Origin of the sequence: Micromonospora arborensis (assembly GCF_003205615.1) — a bacterium.
GTDB lineage: Bacteria > Actinomycetota > Actinomycetes > Mycobacteriales > Micromonosporaceae > Micromonospora > Micromonospora arborensis.
Genome location: NZ_PYBV01000005.1, coordinates 15,146 through 35,796, shown reverse-complemented (window position 1 = coordinate 35,796; position 20,651 = coordinate 15,146). Strand labels below are relative to the sequence as shown.

Below are 20,651 nucleotides of genomic sequence, written 5' to 3'. Positions count from 1 at the left end.
TCGCCCGCCTGCCGGGTCCGTGGCGAAAAGCCGCCGCGGACCCGGCAGGAACGGGGTCAACCTCGGGCGCCGGTCAGGACTTCGCGACCCGGCACTGCTTGGTCACCGTCTTCGTCGGGTCGCTCTCCGAGGTCGCGGTGAGCTTTACGACACCGGTGCTCGCGGCGGCGGCGGTGGCACCCACCGACACCGTGACCGTGGTGGCCTTGCCGAACTGCGCGGTGGCGAGCTGGTTGGGCAGCCAGGTCCGCCAGCCCTTGCCGGCCACCTCCGCTGACAGGCGGTAGACGTCCGACTTCAGGTACGCGCTGGCGTCCTCCGGGTGCTGCTGCCCGCCGGCCGAGTACGAACCGGTGTTGGTCAGCTCGAACGAGCAGGTCACGCCGCGGTTGGTCGGCTTGCCGCCGCCGGTCACCTCGCCCTTGCCCAGCAGCACGCCGTGACTGCTCGGCCCGCCGGTGCCGTCCAGCGAACGCACCGCCACGGTGTAGGAGAGCGAGCCGGCCGCGTCCCGCTTGAGGTCGATCACGTAGAAGTGCAGCCGGTTGGCCTCGTCGACGTACTCGTACTGGCTGCCGGTGCCCGCGCCGGCGTGGAACAGCGCGTCGGAGAGCTGCCGGTAGTCACCCATGGTGATCTTCTGCGGGGTGCCGTCCGGCCGGTAGAAGTCGATCATGTTGATGTCCTGCGGGTTGGCGTCCACCACCCACTGGAACGGCGCGCTGTCGGCGTTCTTCGTCTTGCTCAGTAGCACGCCACTGTCCGGGGTGAAGGAGTCCGCGCCCATCCGGTCGACGACCTCGACGGTGTAGTTGTTGAAGTTGCCACCGTCGCACAGGGGGTCGGTGCTGACACCACACGTCGGCGACAGGTCCTTGTTCAGCGCGATGTTCAGGCCGCTCAGACCCTTCGGGCCGGCGTCCACCGCCCGGGCCTTGACCTGCGCGACCACCATGCCCGAGGAGGCCAGCGACTCCCGCGACAGCCGCAGCACGTGCTCCTCACCGAGCAGGCCGATCTTGAGCTTGTCCCGCAGGGTGTGCAGCGAGCCCATCGAGCCGCCGTTGGTCGGCGGGATCTGCCAGCGGGTGTGCGGTCCGCCCGGGCCGTTGAACGACCCGCGCGACATCATGCTCCAGATCCCGGTGTACGCCCTGCGCAGCGGCTCGCCGTATGGATTGTTGTAGTTGTCGCCGATGCCCAGCAGGTGGGTCAACTCGTGGGCGTAGACGCCCATGCCGGAACTCTCCCCCTGCGTGGAGGAGCCGCCGCCGGCGTTCGGCCACAGTGTCGCCGCGGCCTTCCACGAGGTCCAGTCCACGTAGCGGGTCTTCGCCCAGTTCGGCATGGTGGGGTCCGGCGGGCCCCAGGCGTCCGGCACGTCCTCCTTGTTCTGGAAGATCATCTGCCCGAACTCCTGCCAGGTCGACGACTCGTCCTGGCCGGCGCTGAGGATGAACACCAGCTCGTACTGGTTGGCGACCTCCTCGCCGACGGCCGCCCGCCAGGCGCCCAGGCCGTCGGTGCGGATGTTCTTACCGCACACGTCCCCGCTCGGACAGGCGCCCGGGTTGAACCCGTTGTCCAGCCCGTACTGGTAGGACTTGGCCGGCATCTGGTACGGCCCGAACCCGGCGAGGTCGACGCCGTAGCGGCCGTTGGAGTCCTGCATCCAGTACTCGTGCAGGGTGTGGCCCTTGTTGAGGGTGTTCGGGGTGTTCAGGAAGTCCTGGTAGAACTTCGGCACGTCCGCCCTGGGAATGCCGGTCGCGACGGACTGGGGGTTGCCGAAAACCGTCGAGCGGGCCGGCTGGGAGACCGCGAACGTCTCGTCCGGATAGTCGAGCGCCACCAGGGCGATCTTGAAGTTACGGACCGAGCCCGACACGTTCGGGTCGGCCCAGTTCTTGCCGGGCACGGCCTTGTAGTCGTCCCAGGTCATCGTGTCCGGGTTCTGCCAGGCCTGCGGGTCGAGGACCTGGAACGGCGCGGTGCCGCCAGCCGGGTTGGCCGGGGCCGCGGCGGCCTGCGCCGCCCCGGTCGCCACGAGCGTGGTCGCCACGGCTGCGGCGAGCACGGCCCGCCTCAGCCGGGTTCGGTGGGGGGTAGCACGGTGCACGGAACCACCTCTCGTCGGGGAGAAACGCGGCGCCGGCGTCCCGGTGGGGGTATCGCGGAACACCTGTCAGCAGGCCGCGCAGCGAATCTAGGAGGGCGGGCCGGTGCCGGTCACCGTGCAGATGTCGGCAGGTGGGCCGGCGACTTCCGACACCTGAAGGACCGGCGCCCACCGGCGGATCAGCCAGGGCCGGCCCCGGACGCCGGATCGGCCGTCGCCGCGAGGGCCCGCAGCACGTCCCGGCGTACCCGGTCGGCGGCAGTCCCGGACAGGGGTCCGCGCGGTGGGCGGCACCGCCCGCCGAACCGCCCGGCGTACTCCATGGCGAGCTTGACGGCCTGCACGCCTTCCGGCTGGGAGGCCCAGCCGAGGATCGGGTGCAGTTCGGCGTAGAGCGGCAGCGCCCGGCCCAGGTCACGGGCGACGCACAGCTCGTACAGGCGCACGGCCTGGCGGGGCAGCGCGTTGGGCAGGGTAGCGACCCATCCCGTGGCGCCGCACAGCACCAGTTCGAGCACCACGTCGTCGGCGCCGACCAGGACGTCGACGTGCGGGCAGAGGTCCCGCAGGCGATGCAGCCTGCGTACGTCGCCGGTGACCTCCTTGACCGCGACGATCCCGTCGATCTCGGCGACGGTCGCCAGCAGGTCCGGCGTGAGGTCCAACCGGGTGTCGTACGGTTCGTTGTGGGCGACCACCGGCAGGCCGACCGCCGCCACCTCCCGGTAGTGGGCGACCACGTCGGCGGCGCGGGCGGCGGGCCCGTCGGGTGGCCGCGCGAGCACGCCGTGGGCGCCGGCCTCGGCGGCCTGCTCCGTCCAGCGGCGGGCCTGCCTGCTGCCGTAGCCGCCGACGCCGGGCACGACCGCGCAGCCGGACGGCGCGGCCTCCACCGTCGCCTTCACCACGGCGGCCCGCTCGTCGTCGGAGAGGGCCCGGTACTCCCCCGTCGACGCGCACGGCGCGACCCCGTGGCACCCCTCGGCGGCGAGCCAACGGACGTGCTCCTGGAGCTGGTCGAAGTCGACCGACAGGTCGGCGCGAAACGGCGTGGTGATGGCGACCAGCACGCCCCGCCAGGGCCTGGCAGTTCCCACTCGGAAAACCCCTTTCCGCGCCGGCACCGCCCACCATCCCACCCGCACCGTGCGGCGCCATTGGTGCGTACCGGAACCCTAGGAACGCCTGTCGCCCCCGGTCTTCGGACAGATGCCGAAACAGCCGCGTGGCCGCCCGTCTTTTTGTCGTGACTTCGACAGTGGACCTTGCGCGATGACCCACCCGCACCGGAGGGTAAGGACTGGCGGTCGCGCGATCCCTGTCACGCAGCGCAACCAGGGGAGATACATGCACGGTGAGCTCCAGCGAATCGCCGACGCCGTCGCCGCCCGGGTGGGGCGACCCGCCCTCATCGAGGACCGGCGACAGCGGGTGGTCGCCTACAGCGAGCACGACGGCCCGATGGACGACGTCCGCCGGACGTCGATCCTGCGCCGGCAGACGACGCCGGAGGTGATCGCCTGGTTCCGAGGCATGGGCGTGCTCACGGCGCACGCGCCGATCCGCACCCCCGCGTGCGCCGAGCTGGACCTGCTGGCGAGGGTCTGCGTGCCGATCCGGCACGACGACCTGCTGCTCGGGTTCGTCTGGTTCATCGACGCCGACGGTTCGATGACCGACGCCGACATCGCCACCGCGACCGGCCCCTTCACCGACCTGTCGCTGGCCCTGTACCGGGAGAACCTGCTCGGTGAGCTCGCCGCACAGCGGGAGACGGAGGCTACCCGCACCCTACTGGTGGAGAGCCGGCAGGCGCGCGAGCACGCGGCGCGGGCGCTGCTGGAGGAGGGCGTGGTGGCCGCCGACGGGTCGACGGTCGCGCTCGTCGCCCAGCTCGTGCCGGCCGGCGGGCGGCAGCCCGACGAGGTGGCCCGGATCGCCCTGGAACAGGCCCTGGTCACCACCCGCCGGTGGATCGGAGTACGGGAGACGCTGCACCTGGTCTGGCACGATCACGGGGTGCTGCTGGTCTGCGGCAACAGGATCGCCGGCCGCCCCTCGCCGGAAGCCTCCGCCGGGCACCTCAACGAGGCGCTGGGCACCGCGACCCGGGGCCTGGCCTCGGTGGACCGGACCGTGACCGGGATCGGCCAGCCCCGCGCCAGTCTGTCCAGCGCGGTCGAGTCCTACCAGGAGGCCGCGCAGGCCGCCCGTGTCGGTGCGCAACTGCCCGCGCTGGGTCGGGTGGTCTCCTGGGCCGGCCTGGGCATCTACCGGGTGCTGTCGCAACTGGACAGTCAGCACCTCGACGTCGCGGGGGTCCATCCCGGGCTGGAGCGGCTGCTACGCGACGACGTCCACCAGGTGCTGCTGGAGACCCTGGAGGCCTACCTCGACCTGGCGGGCAACGCGCACGCCACCGCCGAGAAGCTCCGACTGCACCGGACCACCCTCTACTACCGGCTGCAACGGGTGGAACAGCTCGCCGGGACCGACCTCAAGGACGGCAACGAACGGCTGTGCCTGCACCTGGCCATGAAGCTCGGCCGGCTCACCGGCCACTACCGCACGGCGTGACGCCGCCTCGATGGCGCTGCTGCTGCCCGCGACGGTTCCGCTGACCGGCGCAGTTCATGAACGGCCGCCGGCACGAGCGGCGGTGACCACGCCAGCCCACGAGGTTGACGGGTGCGCGATGCTGGAACCGGAAGCCGCCCGCCCGCACCATGCGAGGAGGACCTGTGCGTAAGCCGGCCAAGACTGCCGCCGTCCTGTTCGGGCTCGGTGTGGGTGCCACGGTCGGCCCGTCCCTCGGGCCGACCGCCCTCTGGTCCGGCATCGCGGTGGCCACGCTCGGCGTCGCGCTCTCCCTGGTCGGCACGACGGAGTCCGATCTCATAGGCGACGGCCTGGTCGATCGTGACGAGAAGACCGAACCAGCAGGCGCCGGTACGGCCACGAAAGCCAAGGAACGATGGCCGGATCGGGAACGGCCAACCCTCAGCGGTCTGAGCACTCGGGTGGAACAGATACTCCGGCTCGCCGAGGAGCAGGCCGCGGACCACCGTGCCGAGGCGCGAGTCGAAGCCGAGGGAATCGTTGCCGCTGCCCGACGGGAGGCGGAAGCGATCCTGGACCGAACGAACAGAGAGTCGGGCACAGGCCGGAATCCGTCGCCGGTACCGCCCACCCAAACGGCGCTACCTGACGAAGGTCTGAGCGCTCATTGACTGCCAAACAGCGACTCGTCCCCACCGGTCTCGGCGGCGGGAACGAAATCAGGCGGGCACTGGCGACCATGTCACGCAATCCGGCCAGCAGTACCGGTACAGGCGGCACGTCCAGCGGCAGTGCTGTCACGAGCCGGACCCGCGTCCAGTGCGCCGCCCGTTCAGCCACACCCGCTGCCGGGGTGCGGTAGCGAAGCCGCACCCCGGCAGGGGCACCGATCGGGACTGACATCATGAGGACAAGGGTCGAGAGCCTCCGGGGCTCCAGGTCAGCAGCCGAGCCGCTTGCTCGAAAGGGCGATGTCGTCGATCCAGAGGTCGAACTCGCCCGGCGTCGTGCCGCCCTGGTAAAGCTGCCAGCCGATCTTCACCGTGTCGACCGTCGGCAGGACGAAGGGAACGTCGTTGCCACCGTGGTCGCTCGTGGAGGCGGTCAGCTCCGGGTTCGCCACGCCGTCGATCCACACCGCGACGCGGTTGTCCGCCGCGTCGATCTTCCACTCGAAGCATTGCCAGGCGTCCTCGACGACCGGGGCGGACTCGCGCCAGTTGGTCCAGTCGCCGGTCGGGCCGCCGTCGGCGCCAACCCCCCAGAAGGTTCCGGGGACCGTGGGCGCGTACTGGCCACCGACTGGACGAACGACCTCCGCGCTGCCGGTGCCGGTCGCTTCCACCAGCGTGAAGTGCGCCCAGTCCGGGGCCGTGGGGAAGGCATCGACGCGCAGACGCATCCGCCCGTAGAAGCGGTTGCCCGGCGCGGCGAAGTCGTCGACGCGCAGGAAGGCGCGTCCGTTGTCAACCGTCTGGATGTGCAGCACCTGGTTGCCACGGTGGGCACGTTCGACGGTGAGCGTGCCGTGGCGGGTGTCGACGCCCCAGTTCAACGTGCTGGGCCCCCCGGGAGGCAGTCGCTCGAAGTCCTCACAGAAGAGCAGGCCACGCGGGCACGAGGGCGGGGAGGCCCCCGACGCCCCGGCCGGAACGCTGCCGACTGCGCCGCCGAGGATCAGGGCGGCGCTGAACACCGCGAGAAGTTTGCGCATAGTCATCCTCCATCACAACTGGTCCCCCACCACAGGGGCCGGGGCAGCAGGAAGTTTTTGGCCATCCGACGCTGCGGTGCTCCCGCTCGCACCGCTGCGGCGCGGTTGCCCCCCGCGGTGACGATCCGAGCCATTCCGACACGACACGCCAGTTCCGGCCATATTGACATACATCAGTATATGCGAAGAGGTTGGTTTCGGTCGACCGTCGTAGACCGGGTTCGACCGACCACGACGGCACCCGGGCCCGGAGCCGGTGGCTCCGGGCCCGGTCTGCGTCCTGACGCGGAGGGCCGGTGCGTGTCGCCGGTCAGGGGCTGGTGCAGGAGAGGCCGCCGGGCGCCGCGCTACTGCTGCCGTTGACCAGGAAGCCGAAGGTGGTCGAGGTGTTCGCGCCGAGGGACCCGTTGTATTCGGCGTTACGGACGCCGACCGCCCCACTGGTGCCGGTGTTGATGCCGTTCCAGACGTTGGCAATGGTCTGCCCACCAGCCAGCGTCAGCCGTACGGTCCAGCCGCTGAGGGTGGTGGAGCCGTTGTTGGCCACGGTGACCTCGCCCTGGAAGCCACCGCCCCAGCTGTTGACCATGCGGTAGGTCGCGGTACAGGCGCCCGGCTGCCCGGTGCTGGGCGGCGTGGTCGGCGGAGCAGTGGTCGGTGGAGCAGTGGTCGGTGGAGCCGTCGTCGGTGGAGCCGTCGTCGGTGGAGCCGTCGTCGGTGGAGCGGTGGTCGGTGGAGCCGTGGGCGTTCCCGGCACGGTGGTGGAGGCGGCGTTGAGAGCGTTGAGGACGGCGGTGTACGCCGCCTTGGGGTTGCTGTTGCGGTCGAAGAGCAACGGGTTCTCGCTGCCCCGCCAGGAGTCGCTGTCCCGAATGCCCCACGTCGTGATGCCGACGCAACGGGGGACGTTCATGCAGGCCTGGGTCAGGCCCTGGTACTGACTGGTCGAGGCGTTCGTGACGTCGGCCTCGGTCAGCGCCACGTCAACCCCGAGGGCGGCGAAGCTGGACAGTGTCTGCTGGAAGTTGCCCGGCAGCGAGCTGCCACCGGTGAAGTGGGTCTGGAGGCCGACGCAGTCGACCGGGACACCCCGGGACTTGAAGTCCCTGATCATGTTGTAGACGCCCTGGGTCTTGGCGTACGTCCAGTTCTCGATGTTGTAGTCGTTGTAGCACAACTTCACGCTCGGATCAGCGGCGTGCGCGGTCCTGAAGGCCACCTCGATCCAGTCGTTTCCGGTGGACTGCAGGTTCGACGACCGCCGGCTGCCGTTCTCGGCAAAAGCCTCGTTCACCACGTCCCAGTAGGCGAATTTGCCCTTGTAGTGGGCCATGACGCCGTTGATGTGCTCGATCATCGCGGTCCGCAGGGCGCTGCCGCTGAGACTTCCCCAGAACCTCGGCTGCTGAGCATGCCAGGCCAGGGTGTGCCCACGGAATCGCATGCCGCGCTGGGTGGCCCAGTTGTAGATTGCGTCACCGGCACGGAAATCGAACTGACCCCGGTTGGGCTCGGTCGCGTCGGGCTTCATCTCGTTGACGGCCGTCATCATGTCGAACTCGCGGTTCGCGATGGTCAGGAAGCCCGAGTCGTTGAGACGGTCCGCCCCCATGGCGGCGCCGAAGTACCGGCCGCTGCGCTCGGCGGCAGCTTTCAGGGTGGCCCCGGGTGGTCCGCTGAGATCGGCGCGGGCGAAGGTCGCCAGGGCCATCGACGACACGGTGATCGCCAGGGCGCAGGCCCCGCCCAGAAGCAGCCTGGCGGCACCCCTGGTTCGGCGTTTCGGTTGAGCGGGTACGTCGTTCATCTGTGCCTTCTCCTCGGTGTTCTGCCTGGTCCATTGCCAATCCGAGGCACGGAACCGACGATCGCTGCACGGCCGACAATCGGAGCGCCGCGCTCGCCGCTGGACCAGCACGCCGCAGGTGACGCCGAGCCGGCGTCAACCCAGCCGCGCCCGAATCGGTGACCACCGCCGGCTGCCCGGTCCGCCCGGTGATGGCGAGCACTCCGCGCCGTACGCCCCTGCGGAGTGACACTGCCCTGCCGTGATGCTATATCGAATCCATTCGATTCGTACGGCGGCGGCCCATGCGTTGTCCGGCGAGCGACGAGCGTGATACCGACGGCGACGTGACGGGATCGTCGCGGTTCGGCGAAGCTGGATCGTGCCGTGTCCACCCCGGCGCACGATCTGCGGCGGCTTGCGGCCTTCCTCGTCGGTCAGCCGTCATGCCGGTGCCGGCTCAGCCATCCACCCCGCCGACCCGCCACGCCGGCCGGGCGCAGCTCGGCGTGTCACCGACCCGGTGAACGTTCATGGTCAGCGCACTAGCCAGAGGACCCGGGCTCCAGGACGGTCCGTCGCGCCCTCATGGCCTCGTTCGGGCATGCCCCTGTACCAGGGTGGCGAAGCCGTCGAGATGGCGTGCGAGACCGTACTCGAACAGTCCGTTGAGGTCCGAGGCCGTCTCCGGCGGGATGGTCGCCAGCAGGGGAAATCTTCCACTGTCGAGTTTCTGGTCGGCTCGCTTCTGCTGTGCCAGCAACCACCCGTCGAGCGTGACACCGGTCTCCTGCTCCGATTCGACCTCGGCCGCCATGGACAGCGCGACGGTGGCGACCAGTCCGTGAAGCGTGAGCGCCTCGCGGATCCGTGTCGTCATGGGCAACTCGAGTCCGTCGAGCGCGCGCAGGATCCACTCGGTGTGCGCCATCATGTTGGGCACAAGCGCCGGACGGGTGAACGAGACGGCTCTGGGCAGCCAGAGGTGTCGCCGGCACAGTTCCCACTGTTGGTGGGCGACGAGTTCGAGCTTCGCCCGCCAGCCGGGTGGTCCGGGGTCAGGCAGTTCGGATTCGCCGAAGACCTCGTCGGCCATCTGCGTCACCAGATCGTCCTTGTTCGCCACGTGCCGGTAGAGCGACATCGGGCCGGCGCCGAGGTCGACCGCGAGACGTCGCATCGACACCGCGTCGAGTCCCTCGGCGTCAGCGATCGCGATGGCGGCGCGCAGGACGTGCATCCGGCCCAGTGGCTGCTTGAACGCGCGGGCCTGCCGCTGCGGCACGGCCGGGCTCACCGGGTACTTGCGGCGGGTGTGGCTGCTGACCACCGTGCCGGAACCGACAGTCGTTTCGACCAGCCCGCTGTCGCGGAGAGTCGCCATCGCTCGGGACGCAGTCGCTGCCGCGACGCCCCATCGCTGGGCGATCTGCCGGACTGAAGGTATCCGGTCCCCCGGCCGCAGGTCGCCGGTCAGGATTCGGCCGCGGATCTCTTCGACGATCCGCCGGAATGGCGGATCCGGACGCGGCGTCGGCGAAGGCATGTCTGCCCTCCGATCTACTGGTGGGATTGGCGCAGGACCGGACTGTACTAGGTCAGTCATCCCTCTGGCTAGCACACTTCAACGACCTATACAAGCGGCATCGACGCAAATTCGCCGGCTGCGGCGATACGTTGTACGCATGACGAAAGATACGCCGTACGCACTGCTGCGGCAGGCGGATGCCGCAGAACGGCAGACGGTTTCCGACATCCTCACCGAGGCCTTCATGGACGACCCGGTCGCCTGTTGGCTCTTCCCCGCACCGGATGAGCGCGGCCGCCTCCAGTCGCACTTCTACGGTCAGCTGCTGGATCGGAGCGCCGCCGAGGCATACCTGATCGGTCGTGACGAGGGTGCCTCGGTGTGGCTGGCGTTGGCGGCCGGCCAGGCACCCGACGGGGAACATCCAAACGCGCCCGAGATGGGCCATAACTCGATCTTCGGCGAGCACGGCGTGCGGTTGCGGACCCTCGGGCGGGCACTGACCGAACGGCACCCCCGGGGTGAACCGCACCTCTACCTCTCGTGCATGGGGGTGGTGGGCGAGCGACAGAGCGCCGGACTCGGCTCGGCGATGTTGCGCCACCGGTTGGAGCGAGCGGACACCGACGGTCGCGCCGCCTACCTGGAGGCGAGTTCACCCCGAAGCCGCGCCCTCTACCTGCGACACGGCTTCGCGGACCTCGGCGAACCGGTACGCGTCGCGGACAGCCCACTGCTGTGGCCGATGTGGCGCCAACCGGGCCGTTGACCACCCCAGCAACTCCACAACCACAAGGGAGAATCTCGATGACGACGAAAGACACCGCCAGCGACCGTCGACCGCCGACCCTGGTCTTCGTACACGGCACCAACTCCTCGTCGTACTTCTGCTCGGGACTGATCACCGAACTCACCCTGCGGGGGCACCGGTGCGTGGCCGTCGACCTACCGGGACACGGGACGGAAGGGTTCTTCCCCCGCTCGTACCAGGCCCCGCAGGACCTCGCAGGGCTGGCAACCGAGCCGTCACCGCTCGCCAAGATCACCATCGACGACTACGTCGAGCGCGTCGTGGACGTGGTGCGCCGCGCTCGCCGCCACGGGCCCGTGATCCTGGCCGGCGCCAGCCAGGGCGGCGTCACCGTGAGCAGGGTCGGCAACGCCATCCCCGAACTGCTCGACCGGGTCGTCTACATGGCCGCGTACTGCTGCGTCGACCTGCCGACCATGACGGCCTACCTTGCCACGCCAGAGAACCGCGACAGCCTGCTCCCCCTGGTGACCCAGGCAGTGGTCGCCGATCCGGCGATCCTGGGGGTGGCCCGGATCAACTGGCGATCGGCCGACCCTTCGGTGTTCAACGGCATCAAACAGTGCCTCGCCGGCGACTTCACCGACGAGGCGGTGAGCCGGCTGCTCAACACCCTTGAGCCTGACGAACCCGCCAGCATCCCCCTGGCCGACGGCCGCGGTGAAGCAGGCACCTGGGGTCGGATTCCCCGGACGTACGTGCGCTTCACCCGCGACCGGCTGATCCCACCTGCGCTACAGGACCGGTTCATCACCGAGGCCGACCGCCTCACCCCGGACAACCCGACCGAGGTACGAAGCGTCGCGGCACCCCACGTCGGCCCGTTCGACCGACCCGAATTGGTGGAGATCTTCGCCGAACTCGCCAGCCGCTGACCAGACCCACAACGACAGCCCTTCACCACCGAGCCAGTTCCCTGCACTTGATGGCTCGGTGGTGAAGTCCCAGTGGGTGGTGCCGGGTTGGCTCGGCGAGATCATGGCGCTGCGTTGGGAAGACCTGGACCCTGCTGCCGAGCGCCCGACGCTCATCATCTGCGGCACAATCATCTATCTCACCGGTTCGGAAGGCATCGGGATCGACGACCATGGCGGCCAGGGACCGTCCGTGGTGACGGCTTTCGCCGTGGAACGATCAGACGTTCACGGGTTCGCGGTTCAGCCATCGGCCTACCTCGCCAACTGCCGGATCGAAAACCAGTTGCGTCTACGGCCCCGCTGTTGCAGCGTACGAGCATGATCAATTCAGTTCGACTGCTTGCGGCCTACGACGAACAGCTTCGGACTGACGCCGAGACGCCGAGCGCGGTCGCAGTCACCCAACACGGGCCACTGCGTCTCGTGACCTTCGCGGGTGGTCGTGGTTTTGTCACCTACCGCGATCTCGGCGGGGCGGACACCGATACGATTCGTCGGCTCGTCCCAGAGGCGCTCGCTCACTACCAGGCAGACCCCGAGATCGTGCGGATCAAGTGGAAGACGCGTGGGCACGACCATGCGCCGGGGTTGCACGAGGCGTTGCTGGAGAATGGATTCACCGCGGATGAGCCTGAGTCGATCATGATTGGCGAGGCGGAGCTACTAGCCGTGGACGTTCCGCTGCCCGAAGGCGTGACGCTGCGTCGGGTCAGCGAGGAGGCGGACGTCCGCGCGATGGCTGCGATGCAGGACGAAGCCTTTGGGAACCCGGTTAGCGATGACATGGCGAATGCCCTCCTGCGCCGCCTGGCCCGCAACGACGGAATGGAGTTGTGGGTTGCAGAGGCGGGGGGACGGATCGTCAGTGCCGGCCGACTAGAGCCGGTGCATGGGACCGACTTCGCCGGGATCTGGGGCGGCGCGACCCTTGCGGAGTGGCGCGGCCGTGGGATCTACCGCGCGTTGACCGCGGCGCGGGCCCGCTCAGCACTCCGGATGGGCAAGACTCTCATCAACAGCGACTCGACCGAGTACTCGCGCCCGATTCTTGAACGCTACGGTCTGATCAAGGTGTCGACGACGACGCCCTACAACTGGCAGCGGTGAGCGTTCTACGCTCAACACCGATCTGACCGCGACCGTCGCCGCACTGGCCGACCCCCGCGTGCTGCTCGACGGCTTTCTGTTCGTCCAGGCCGCCGCCGAGCCCGGGAGCGCGGGCCGCGCTCAGGGACCCTGACGGTTCCCGACGCTGAACGGGTCGATCCCGGGGAACGGTGGCGCGTCGCCGCCGCTGCGCACGTAGCTGTAGATCGCCAGCACCGAGGCGAGCTGGGCGAGCGCGAAGGTCGCCTGCGCGGTGGCGTTGCCCATCCGGTACCCGATCAGCAGCATCCGCCCCGGCCGGAATCCCGCCGTGCCGAGCTGCCGCACCGTCCTGAGATCCATCGCCACCGAGGTCAGCGACAGCACCGCGAAGGTCAGCGCGGACCGCAGCAGGATCAATCGGTCCACCGGCTCGCCGAGCAGCGCGTTGAGCGCGGCGTCGGCCCCGAACGACAGGACCGACACCGCAGTCAGGGCCAGCGACTTGGTCGGACCCCGGCGGCCGGGCAGTCGCCGCCACAGGACGCCGAGGACGAAGCCGTCCGCGGTCCAGCTCAGCACCCCCAGGACCACACCGCCCACCAGCCCGGTGACCAGCATCATCTGATCGGCCGGGCGCAACCAGGACGACGTCGTCCAGTCCGCCCAGAGCAGCCACGCGGTGGCGGGGAGCCCGATCAGCGTTGCGGCCACCGCGCCGGCCACGCCGTTGCGGAACGCCGACCGGTACGGGCCGACCGCGAACAGCGCGTCCAGGGGTGTCACCCCGGCCGGGAGGGCCACCGCGGATGCGTCCGGTGCCGGCTCCGGCTCGGCGACCGGGGTGGGCCGGCTCAACCAGTGCAGCCGGCCGATCAGCGGAACGGTTCGCCGGCCGCCGTCGCCGGGAGTCGCCTCGCCCTCGGCGCCCAGGGCGCGTTCCCGGGCAGCGGCGCGGCTCTCCACCGTCCGCCAGCGATCCGCCTCGGCGACGAGCACCGAATGTGGGACGTCCGCCAGTGCCCGCCACAGCGGATCGTTGAGCCGGCCGGCCGGCCCGGTGAGCACGAACAGACCGGCCAGGCCCACAGTGAGACCGAACGGGAACCACCAGCCCGCCCAGGCGTCCCCGAGCGGAAGGCAGACCAGCCCGTAGCCGAGGCAGACCACCGCCCGGACGCCCGGGGGCAGGATGAGGTCGTCACCGGTGAGCAGGTCGCGCAGCAGCGGCACCAGCAGCACCGCCGCCAGGAAGTACGCGAAGCCGTAGTTCCAGTTCACCAGGTCGTTCGCGTACGTCGCCAGGTCGTTGCCGAACGCCCACATCCGGGAGTCGGTCGGGAACTGCACCCACCGGAGCCGTTTCCAGTCGGCTCCGGAGTCGAGGTAGCGCTGCAGCAGGACAGCGGCGGTGACCGGCACGGCCAGCAGCAGCGACCAGCGGCCGGAACGGGACCGCAGGAAGGCCCGGGTCGTGAGCCGCTGCGGAAAGCGACCCCGCAGCGCGGCCTGGACCGCGTAGCCGAATCCCAGGCATGCCAGCAGGGTTAGCGTGGCCGAACCGGCCAGGCGGAAGCCCCAGTGGGCCGGCTCGTCGCGCACCACCAGCGGGGCGATGCCGGACACCGCCAGCAGCACGGCGGTGAGGAGGCCGACCAGCAGCCTGGGCAGCCGCAGCAACAGCGCCGCGACGACCATTGTCACGCTCCACAGTGCCGTGCTCAGGTAGTGGAACCAGTCCCAGGCGATGGTGCCGGGGCCGTCGCCGATCCAGTCGTCGCTGACGTATCCGGACACCATGAGCACCGGGACCACCAGGATCAGGCGGGCCACCCGACGGGCCAGCCGGGTCTGCCCCGGCCGGCGGACCCTCCGCAGCGCCACGATCAACAGGATCAGCAGGGCCGCGTCGAACACCCAGAACAACACGTCTGACGCCAATCGCCAGCCGTCGTGCTGGGACAGGTGGGTGCTCAGGATCCGGGCGTCCGGCTGGACGAAGACACCGGGCGCCTCGGCGTCCCACGCGGGTCTCTCCCAGGTGGCGCCGCGCGAGTCGGCCACCGTCGGCGGCCAGGGGAACACCCCTGTCGCCCACGAGTCGGGCAGCTCGACGCGGACCTGCGTGAAGGTGGCCTTCTCCAGGGCCGGCGACCGGAGCAGCTCGACCCGCCAGGGTGTCGACGAAGTGGTGATCGACCAGGACCCGACCCGTACGGGGTTCCGCTCGTCGAAGTGCACGTCGCCGTAGACGACGTCGGTGAAGGAAACGAACCCGTCGCCGATCGAGACCGCGGGGGTCCGGTCCCGGCTCTCGTACCCCCAGATGTCGGCCGGTTCGTAGGACAGCAGGCACCGCATCGCCAGCCGGTGGATCTCCGAGTCCGGGCTGGCGCTCAGGCCGATGCTGAGTGGCCAGTCCTGCGGGACCCGCACCGTCGTGGTGCTCGTGGCCTTGGGCAGGTCGAGATCGCGGGCCTCGACGCGCAGGTGGGTGGAGACCGTGGTAGTGCCGGTGAGCCCGGCCGGCTCGCACCGGTTGGCGGGATCGGCGGATGCGGATGCGGCGGGCCACCTCCCCGCCAGCAGGCCGGCGGTGAGAAAGCCCACGAGTCCGACAAGGTGACGTCCCGGCCCGTCCATCGGGCAGATGTTATCCAACCGGCCGGACACGCCCGGGACTCCGGGCGGCCTCGTCGCGCGTGCCCCCCGTCCCCGCCTGGCCGTGCTCGCCGTGCTCCAGCTGAACCCCGACAGGGCGACCGGTGGGGCACATCAACCACGGGACTCCGTGGCCTCGGGACGCAACGCATTGCGTTGACCTGGCAGCACACCGTAGTTAGCGTTAACAGCCCCGTCCACTTTGGAAATACCGCCACCACGGTCAAGGAGGACCAATTGCGACTGCGACAGCGAAGGCCACGTCTCGGGCTGAGTCGGAAGGGTAGAGGTGTCGCGGTCCTGGCACTGGGTGCGCTTCTTTCGGTCTCGTTCGCGGCGACGCCCTCGCACGCTGCCGAAGTGCAGCTCAACGAGGGTCTGGTGCACCACTTCGCCCTCGACGAGACCAGTGGGACGACGTTGGTCAACTCGGGTAGCGCGGGCGCGGCGGCGAACGCCACGCTCGTGAATCCCGAGAAGGCGACCTTGACCGGCGAAGGAGTCAGATTCAACCCCGACTCCTACGAGAGCGCCCTCGACGGCGCATACGTGGCGCTGCCGAACAACATCACCGCCGGAATGTCCAACCTCACCGTCGACTATGACGTGTGGGTCGACCCGGCAAACGTCGGCGAGCACCAGATGTGGGGTTTTGGCCGTAAGTCCGGCTCGTGCGACGTCGACACCGGCGCCGAGGGCTCCATCTTCGCGTCGAACACCCAGCGGTTCCGCGTCGCGGTGGGTCCGGTGAACGTGCAACAGAACCGGGTCCGCATGCTCGAGGGAGCGTGGACTCATGTCACCTACACCCAGTCACTGGACTCGATCGGAACGACCTGGACCGGCCGGCTCTACCTCGACGGCGTGCTGCACGCGACGTCGACGAACCTGACCACGGCGCCGTCGGTGAACGCTGCGGGGACCAACTGCAACTTCCTCGGCCGCTCGCAGACGTCGGGCCACTACTCGTTCCGCGGAACGATCCGGGACTTCCGCGTGTACGACCGGGCAGTGAGCCTCGACGAGACACTCGTCCTCGCAGAAAAGACTGTCTCCGATGGCGTTCGCGCCGACGCCGCGGCCATCGACCTCGGCCTGACCAGTGCGGTCGTACACGATATCGTTCTGCCCAAGGTGGGCTCCGCGGCGGGCTCGGCCATCACCTGGACGAGTTCGGACCCGTCGGTCGTCGAGGTCAATACCCCGCCAGCCCTCGCCAGCGCACGCAAGGTTGCGGTGACCGGCAGGATCACCCGGCCCGCGCAGGGACAGCCCGACGCGACAGCCACGCTCACGGCGACTGTCCGCAAGGGCGCCCAGGAGGTCACCACACGGGAGATCCCCGTCGTGGTCAAGGCCGAGTTCGACGATGCGCAGGCGGTCGGCCGGGACGCCTTCGACCTGACCCTGGACGCCACCGACGACGTACGCGGAAACCTCGACCTCGCTGCCAAGGGCGAGTTCGGATCCACGATCACCTGGAAGTCGACCACCGGCCTCGTCACCCCGACGGGTGAGGTCAGCCGCCCGGCCTTCGGCCATGGGAATGTTGCCGCCACCCTGACCGCGACCATCACCAAGGGCAGGGCCGCGCAGAAGAAGTCGTTCCCGGTGACCATCGCCGCCATGCCGCGAACCGAAGAGTACGAGCGGTACTTCATGGGGTACTTCAAGGGCGAAGGGATTGCCGACGGCGAGCAGATCATGTTCGCCACCTCCAACGGAAACACCGCTCTGGACTGGACCGGTCTGACCGGAGGTCGGCCTTCACTCATCTCTCAGTTGGGCGACCAGGGGCTTCGTGACCCGCACATCGTCCGTTCACCCGACGGCGACACGTTCTACATGATCGCCACGGACCTGAACTGGTACGACCAGGGTGGATACGCCATCAACGACACCCAGTACATCGAGGTGTTCGAGTCGCACGACCTTGTGAACTGGACCCCTCAGCGGCACGTGAAGGTCGCACCCGACAACGCGGGCAACGCCTTCGCACCAGAGTCGCTCTGGGTCGAGGAGATCGGCGCCTACGTCGTGTTCTGGGCGCAGTCGCTGTGGAGCGACCCCGTGAACCGCACCGGTCAGGGAAACGCGCAGATGTGGTACGCCACCACGCGAGACTTTCAGACGTTCTCCGCTCCCCAGGTCTGGCAGGACCCGGCTCCGCTGTCGCGGATCGACACGACCGCGATCCGGGTCGGTGACCACTACTACCGAGTGACCAAGAACGAGGCCGGCAACCAGGGCTCGGACATCTTCTCGGAGAAGCACACCGACTTCCTGGACAGCAACATCGACAACTGGACGCTGGTCGCGCCGGCTCTGGGACGCACGACCTGGGTCGCCAACCAGGGGTACGAGGGACCGGTCATCTTCAAGGCCAACCCCGGTGACACCTCCTGCCCCGGCCAGTTCTACCTCTGGGGTGACCGGTACACGAACGGTGGCGGATACCAGGCCGCGTGTCACGAGAACATCGAGGCGCCGACCTGGAACGCCAAGGCGATCACGATGACGAACGCGGGTGTCGTCCGTCCGCGTCACGGCACCGTGATCCCGCTGACCGTCCGCGAGTGGAACGACATCCGCGGAATCCCGAACAGCGACGTCACGACCACCACCGAGGTGGCTGTCGAGCCGTACGCGAGCGGCGCCCAGACGACCAGGGCCACCGCAAAGGTCACGGCAGCCGACGGGTTCGAGACCGGCGGTCAGGTGCGGTTCAGCATCGGCTCGTGGTCGAAGGTCACCCAGCTGAGCGACGGCGCCGCCACGGTCACGCTGCCGACGGGTCTGCCCGCGGGGGCCCGGACGGTCAAGGCCGAGTACCTCGGCTTCGACTACCTGAAGGCGTCGGAAGGTACGGCGTCGTTCGGGGTGCCCTCCGGCCCGGCCGCGGTCAAGGTCCAGGCGAAAGCCGCGCCGGCGTCGGTTGTCCGCGGGGGCACGTTCAGATTGAACGTGACTGTTGAGCCGGCGGGCGGGCGGAAGCACCACGCGCCGACCCCGACCGGCGAGGTCACCGTCACCTTCGGCGGCACCGTGCACGTCGCGCCATTGGCGGACGGTAAGGCCGTCGTCGAGCTGCAGACCGCCCATCTGCGGCCCGGGGCCTACCGGGTCCACGCTGCCTACTCCGGCAACCCGACCTACCGGCCCCACGCCGCCGACTACCAGAAGTTGACGGTGCGGTAGCCACCCCGAGGCGTGCGGAGCTGCGCCACAAGGAGGAGCGGGCGAGATCCATTGGTCTCGCCCGCTCCCTGCTACCTCTCCCAGCATCCCGGACTATGGAGTGAGCATGCCCTTCTCGACGGCCAGGTTGTAGTTCTCCCCGAACACGTTGAGTTCGGGGACTCCGACCTTGACGCTCTCGGTCGTACCCAGGACCTTCAGCCGGACTGCGTTCGTCAGCACGCGGTCGAAGGTGACGTAGTCAGCCGTGTACGCGGTGGTGTTCGTACTCCTGTCGACCAGGGGCCGCCACGTGTTGGTGGGGATGTCCTTGTACTCCAGCGTGTACTTCACCGCGTTGTCCTTGGTGAACGTGCGTCCGAGTTCCTTCCACTGGATCTGCGCGGCGGAGATGTGGAAAATGGTCCCGAAGCCCCTGATGTACGTGGGCGCGGTGTCGCTGTCAGCCGGCTCCCACCAGGTGGATAGGGAGCGGTCGCTTCCGTAGTACGGGTTGCGCCCGGGCGCATAGCTGCTTGCCCAGTACGCCTGGCTGTTGGTGGCCACATTGTAGAGCCCGACGTCGTCCCTGCCCGAGATCTTCTTCCCCGGAGCCAGTTGCGGCGTGTTCGACAACTCGCAATCGATTGCTCCCCGCTTCGGACCGGCGGGAATCACGTTGCAGACGTCCATTCCCAGTCGCCGCTCGAAGAACTCCTCGTACGCGATGACATAGGTGTAGAAGAACACCAGGTTGCCGGCCTTGTCGCGTACGAAACTGCCGTGCCCGGCGTTCGGATATACCGCACTCGGATGGTTGTTTCCGTAGCCGATCGGGTTCTGCTGAGTGACCTTGTACCCGGACAGCGGCTTTTTCGACGTCATCACACCGGTGGCGTACGTGGTGAACTCCGTGCCACCGGACGCGACCGAGAGGTAATACGTGTCCCCCACCTTGAACAGCTGCGAACCCTCCACGTACCCATGCGTGTAGGTCGCCTTGTTGTCACCGATGTGCTGCCACTCCTGGCGCGGGTCAAAAGTCCAGAGCACGACCGGGTCGCTGATGAGCTGTCGAGGATTGTTCGGGTCGAGTTCGACGCCCATGATCGGCGAGCCGATGTTGTACGTCAGGTACAGCCGACCGTCCGTGTCCAGGAAGAACTGCACGTCGCCAACGCTCAGGGTCTGGCCGGTCGAGCGCAGGAAATTTCCCATGCTGGTCCACGGCCCGGTGGGCGAGTCGGCTTGATAGACCGGCGTGTTGTTGCCGGCCATGTAGAACTTGGCGCCGAGCTGCACGACGGTTGGGGCGACCAGGCCCAGGTTCATCTCGTGGGGCGTCCACGTGAGGTAGTCGGTAGTGGACCAGACAGTGCGGTTGTTGTTCGGGGCATTCTGCATGGCACCTGATGCATAGAGATAGATGGTCCCGTCGACGTTCAGCGCGGACCAGTCCGCCCCGGTCCGTGCGGAGTTCTCCGAAATCCTGCTGAACCCGACGGTGGATCGGCCCGCGAGAGTCCGCCCGGACGCCGCCGTCCACGTCTCCTGGTCCAGGCTGGCCGGGATTTGCGAAGTGTTGGCGACATTCTCGTCCGTAGGCGGCATCGTCCCGACGATGTTGCGCACGGCCATCCCGGGCAAATTGATCGGGTTCACATATGTCTGGGCCATGTCGACACCGGCCAGTGGCACCTTGGCGGACGGGGTTTGAGGTCCGACGGCCGGCGGCGCCGGCGGCACAGGCTTCTCCGCCGAGGCCGGCACGATCGGTGTCAGTTGACCCACCCCCACTCCTACCGCGAGAGCAAGGGCAATAGCCGCTAAACCTCGCCGTCGATTGCCGGCAGCCCACTCGATAACCATCAGGTCCTACCTTCCGTCTAGGCGTATTAGCGCTAACAACGGGCAGAAGTGTCCGACTTCCGGATAACCGGCCTAGCGTGGTTAATTGCAGGGTGTGAGGCAGCCCTCGAAGGTGCCAAGGGTGGGAGAAAGCTTGTCCGCTCGACCAGTTGAGCTTCTAGCGCACGGCTATCGGCTCGGTGTCGTCCAGCGCGGATCAGCGACCGGCGGCTGTTAGCGCTAACAATGTTGCGGTGATGTTAACGGTGCTTTCTGTAACGTGTCAAGAGCATCAATGCCGCACCTAGGCTGATCATGGTGTCGGGCTGGGGTGGTGGTTACGCTGGAGCACCTCGACCCGCTCGCCTTCAACGTTGGCGTGTTCTACGTGCCGGCCGAGGTCGAGTTGCAGCCGCGACTCGCGCTCTCTGAGGTCATCCAGACC

General features: G+C 68.7%; 13 protein-coding genes and 1 pseudogene. 7 read left to right on the top strand and 7 right to left on the bottom strand.

The features are described 5' to 3' along the window. Positions 1-73: 73 nt before the first annotated feature. Both C7C45_RS03240 and C7C45_RS03235 read right to left on the bottom strand, forming a co-directional pair. Positions 74-2,119 (bottom strand): M6 family metalloprotease domain-containing protein, encoded by a 2,046-nt coding sequence (locus C7C45_RS03240; RefSeq protein WP_110562140.1) that lies wholly within the window; start codon positions 2,117-2,119, stop codon positions 74-76. Between the two features lie 179 nt (positions 2,120-2,298). Beyond that, on the bottom strand, positions 2,299-3,216 hold the full coding sequence (locus C7C45_RS03235; protein WP_110562139.1) for a dihydrodipicolinate synthase family protein: 918 nt from the start codon (positions 3,214-3,216) through the stop codon (positions 2,299-2,301). 250 nt (positions 3,217-3,466) lie between these two features. Between C7C45_RS03235 and C7C45_RS03230 the strand changes: the two genes are divergently transcribed. Both C7C45_RS03230 and C7C45_RS35775 read left to right on the top strand, forming a co-directional pair. After that, positions 3,467-4,696 (top strand): PucR family transcriptional regulator, encoded by a 1,230-nt coding sequence (locus tag C7C45_RS03230; protein ID WP_167454628.1) that lies wholly within the window; start codon positions 3,467-3,469, stop codon positions 4,694-4,696. A gap of 164 nt (positions 4,697-4,860) precedes the next feature. Next, the gene (locus C7C45_RS35775) at positions 4,861-5,349 is read left to right on the top strand and encodes a hypothetical protein (RefSeq protein ID WP_425271108.1); all 489 of its coding nucleotides are present in this window, start codon (positions 4,861-4,863) and stop codon (positions 5,347-5,349) included. Between the two features lie 269 nt (positions 5,350-5,618). Here C7C45_RS35775 and C7C45_RS03220 read toward each other — a convergent pair whose 3' ends face one another. The 3 genes from C7C45_RS03220 to C7C45_RS03210 all read right to left on the bottom strand — a co-directional run bounded on the left by C7C45_RS03220 (position 5,619) and on the right by C7C45_RS03210 (position 9,724). Next, positions 5,619-6,392 (bottom strand): hypothetical protein, encoded by a 774-nt coding sequence (locus C7C45_RS03220; protein ID WP_208641049.1) that lies wholly within the window; start codon positions 6,390-6,392, stop codon positions 5,619-5,621. Positions 6,393-6,702: 310 nt separating this feature from the next. Continuing rightward, entirely contained in the window at positions 6,703-8,199 is a 1,497-nt protein-coding gene (locus C7C45_RS03215) for an endo-1,4-beta-xylanase (RefSeq protein WP_110562136.1), read from the bottom strand. A gap of 565 nt (positions 8,200-8,764) precedes the next feature. Then, positions 8,765-9,724, bottom strand: coding sequence for a GntR family transcriptional regulator (locus C7C45_RS03210; RefSeq protein ID WP_110562135.1), 960 nt, complete (start codon positions 9,722-9,724; stop codon positions 8,765-8,767). A gap of 139 nt (positions 9,725-9,863) precedes the next feature. Between C7C45_RS03210 and C7C45_RS03205 the strand changes: the two genes are divergently transcribed. From C7C45_RS03205 to C7C45_RS03190, 4 genes and pseudogenes are all read left to right on the top strand, one after another. Further along, positions 9,864-10,475, top strand: coding sequence for a GNAT family N-acetyltransferase (locus C7C45_RS03205; protein ID WP_110562134.1), 612 nt, complete (start codon positions 9,864-9,866; stop codon positions 10,473-10,475). 38 nt (positions 10,476-10,513) lie between these two features. Next, positions 10,514-11,392 (top strand): alpha/beta fold hydrolase, encoded by an 879-nt coding sequence (locus C7C45_RS03200; RefSeq protein WP_110562133.1) that lies wholly within the window; start codon positions 10,514-10,516, stop codon positions 11,390-11,392. 91 nt (positions 11,393-11,483) lie between these two features. Then, positions 11,484-11,579: pseudogene (locus C7C45_RS03195) on the top strand (site-specific integrase); the annotation flags it as partial. 173 nt (positions 11,580-11,752) lie between these two features. Then, on the top strand, positions 11,753-12,541 hold the full coding sequence (locus C7C45_RS03190) for a GNAT family N-acetyltransferase (protein WP_110562132.1): 789 nt from the start codon (positions 11,753-11,755) through the stop codon (positions 12,539-12,541). A gap of 120 nt (positions 12,542-12,661) precedes the next feature. On the opposite strand, the gene C7C45_RS03185 is transcribed toward C7C45_RS03190, so the two are convergent. Next, positions 12,662-15,163: a DUF6185 family protein gene (locus C7C45_RS03185; RefSeq protein ID WP_146247249.1), complete on the bottom strand. Its 2,502-nt coding sequence runs from the start codon at positions 15,161-15,163 to the stop codon at positions 12,662-12,664. A 255-nt stretch (positions 15,164-15,418) separates the two neighbouring features. Between C7C45_RS03185 and C7C45_RS03180 the strand changes: the two genes are divergently transcribed. Further along, a complete protein-coding gene (locus C7C45_RS03180; protein ID WP_146247248.1) occupies positions 15,419-18,379 on the top strand; it encodes an immunoglobulin-like domain-containing protein in 2,961 nt (986 codons plus the stop codon). Positions 18,380-18,472: 93 nt separating this feature from the next. On the opposite strand, the gene C7C45_RS03175 is transcribed toward C7C45_RS03180, so the two are convergent. Then, positions 18,473-20,227 carry a family 43 glycosylhydrolase gene (locus tag C7C45_RS03175; RefSeq protein WP_110562129.1) on the bottom strand — a complete coding sequence of 585 codons (1,755 nt, stop codon included), beginning with the start codon at positions 20,225-20,227 and terminating at the stop codon, positions 18,473-18,475. Between the last annotated feature and the right edge of the window lie 424 nt (positions 20,228-20,651).

Bases quoted from the DNA above. Each gene is read 5' to 3' on its own strand.
- C7C45_RS03230 (WP_167454628.1), top strand. From the start codon at position 3,467: ATGCACGGTGAGCTCCAGCGAATCGCCGACGCCGTCGCCGCCCGGGTG.
- C7C45_RS03220 (WP_208641049.1), bottom strand. From the start codon at position 6,392: ATGCGCAAACTTCTCGCGGTGTTCAGCGCCGCCCTGATCCTCGGCGGC.
- C7C45_RS03215 (WP_110562136.1), bottom strand. From the start codon at position 8,199: ATGAACGACGTACCCGCTCAACCGAAACGCCGAACCAGGGGTGCCGCC.
- C7C45_RS03210 (WP_110562135.1), bottom strand. From the start codon at position 9,724: ATGCCTTCGCCGACGCCGCGTCCGGATCCGCCATTCCGGCGGATCGTC.
- C7C45_RS03205 (WP_110562134.1), top strand. From the start codon at position 9,864: ATGACGAAAGATACGCCGTACGCACTGCTGCGGCAGGCGGATGCCGCA.
- C7C45_RS03200 (WP_110562133.1), top strand. From the start codon at position 10,514: ATGACGACGAAAGACACCGCCAGCGACCGTCGACCGCCGACCCTGGTC.
- C7C45_RS03190 (WP_110562132.1), top strand. From the start codon at position 11,753: ATGATCAATTCAGTTCGACTGCTTGCGGCCTACGACGAACAGCTTCGG.
- C7C45_RS03185 (WP_146247249.1), bottom strand. From the start codon at position 15,163: ATGGACGGGCCGGGACGTCACCTTGTCGGACTCGTGGGCTTTCTCACC.
- C7C45_RS03175 (WP_110562129.1), bottom strand. From the start codon at position 20,227: ATGGTTATCGAGTGGGCTGCCGGCAATCGACGGCGAGGTTTAGCGGCT.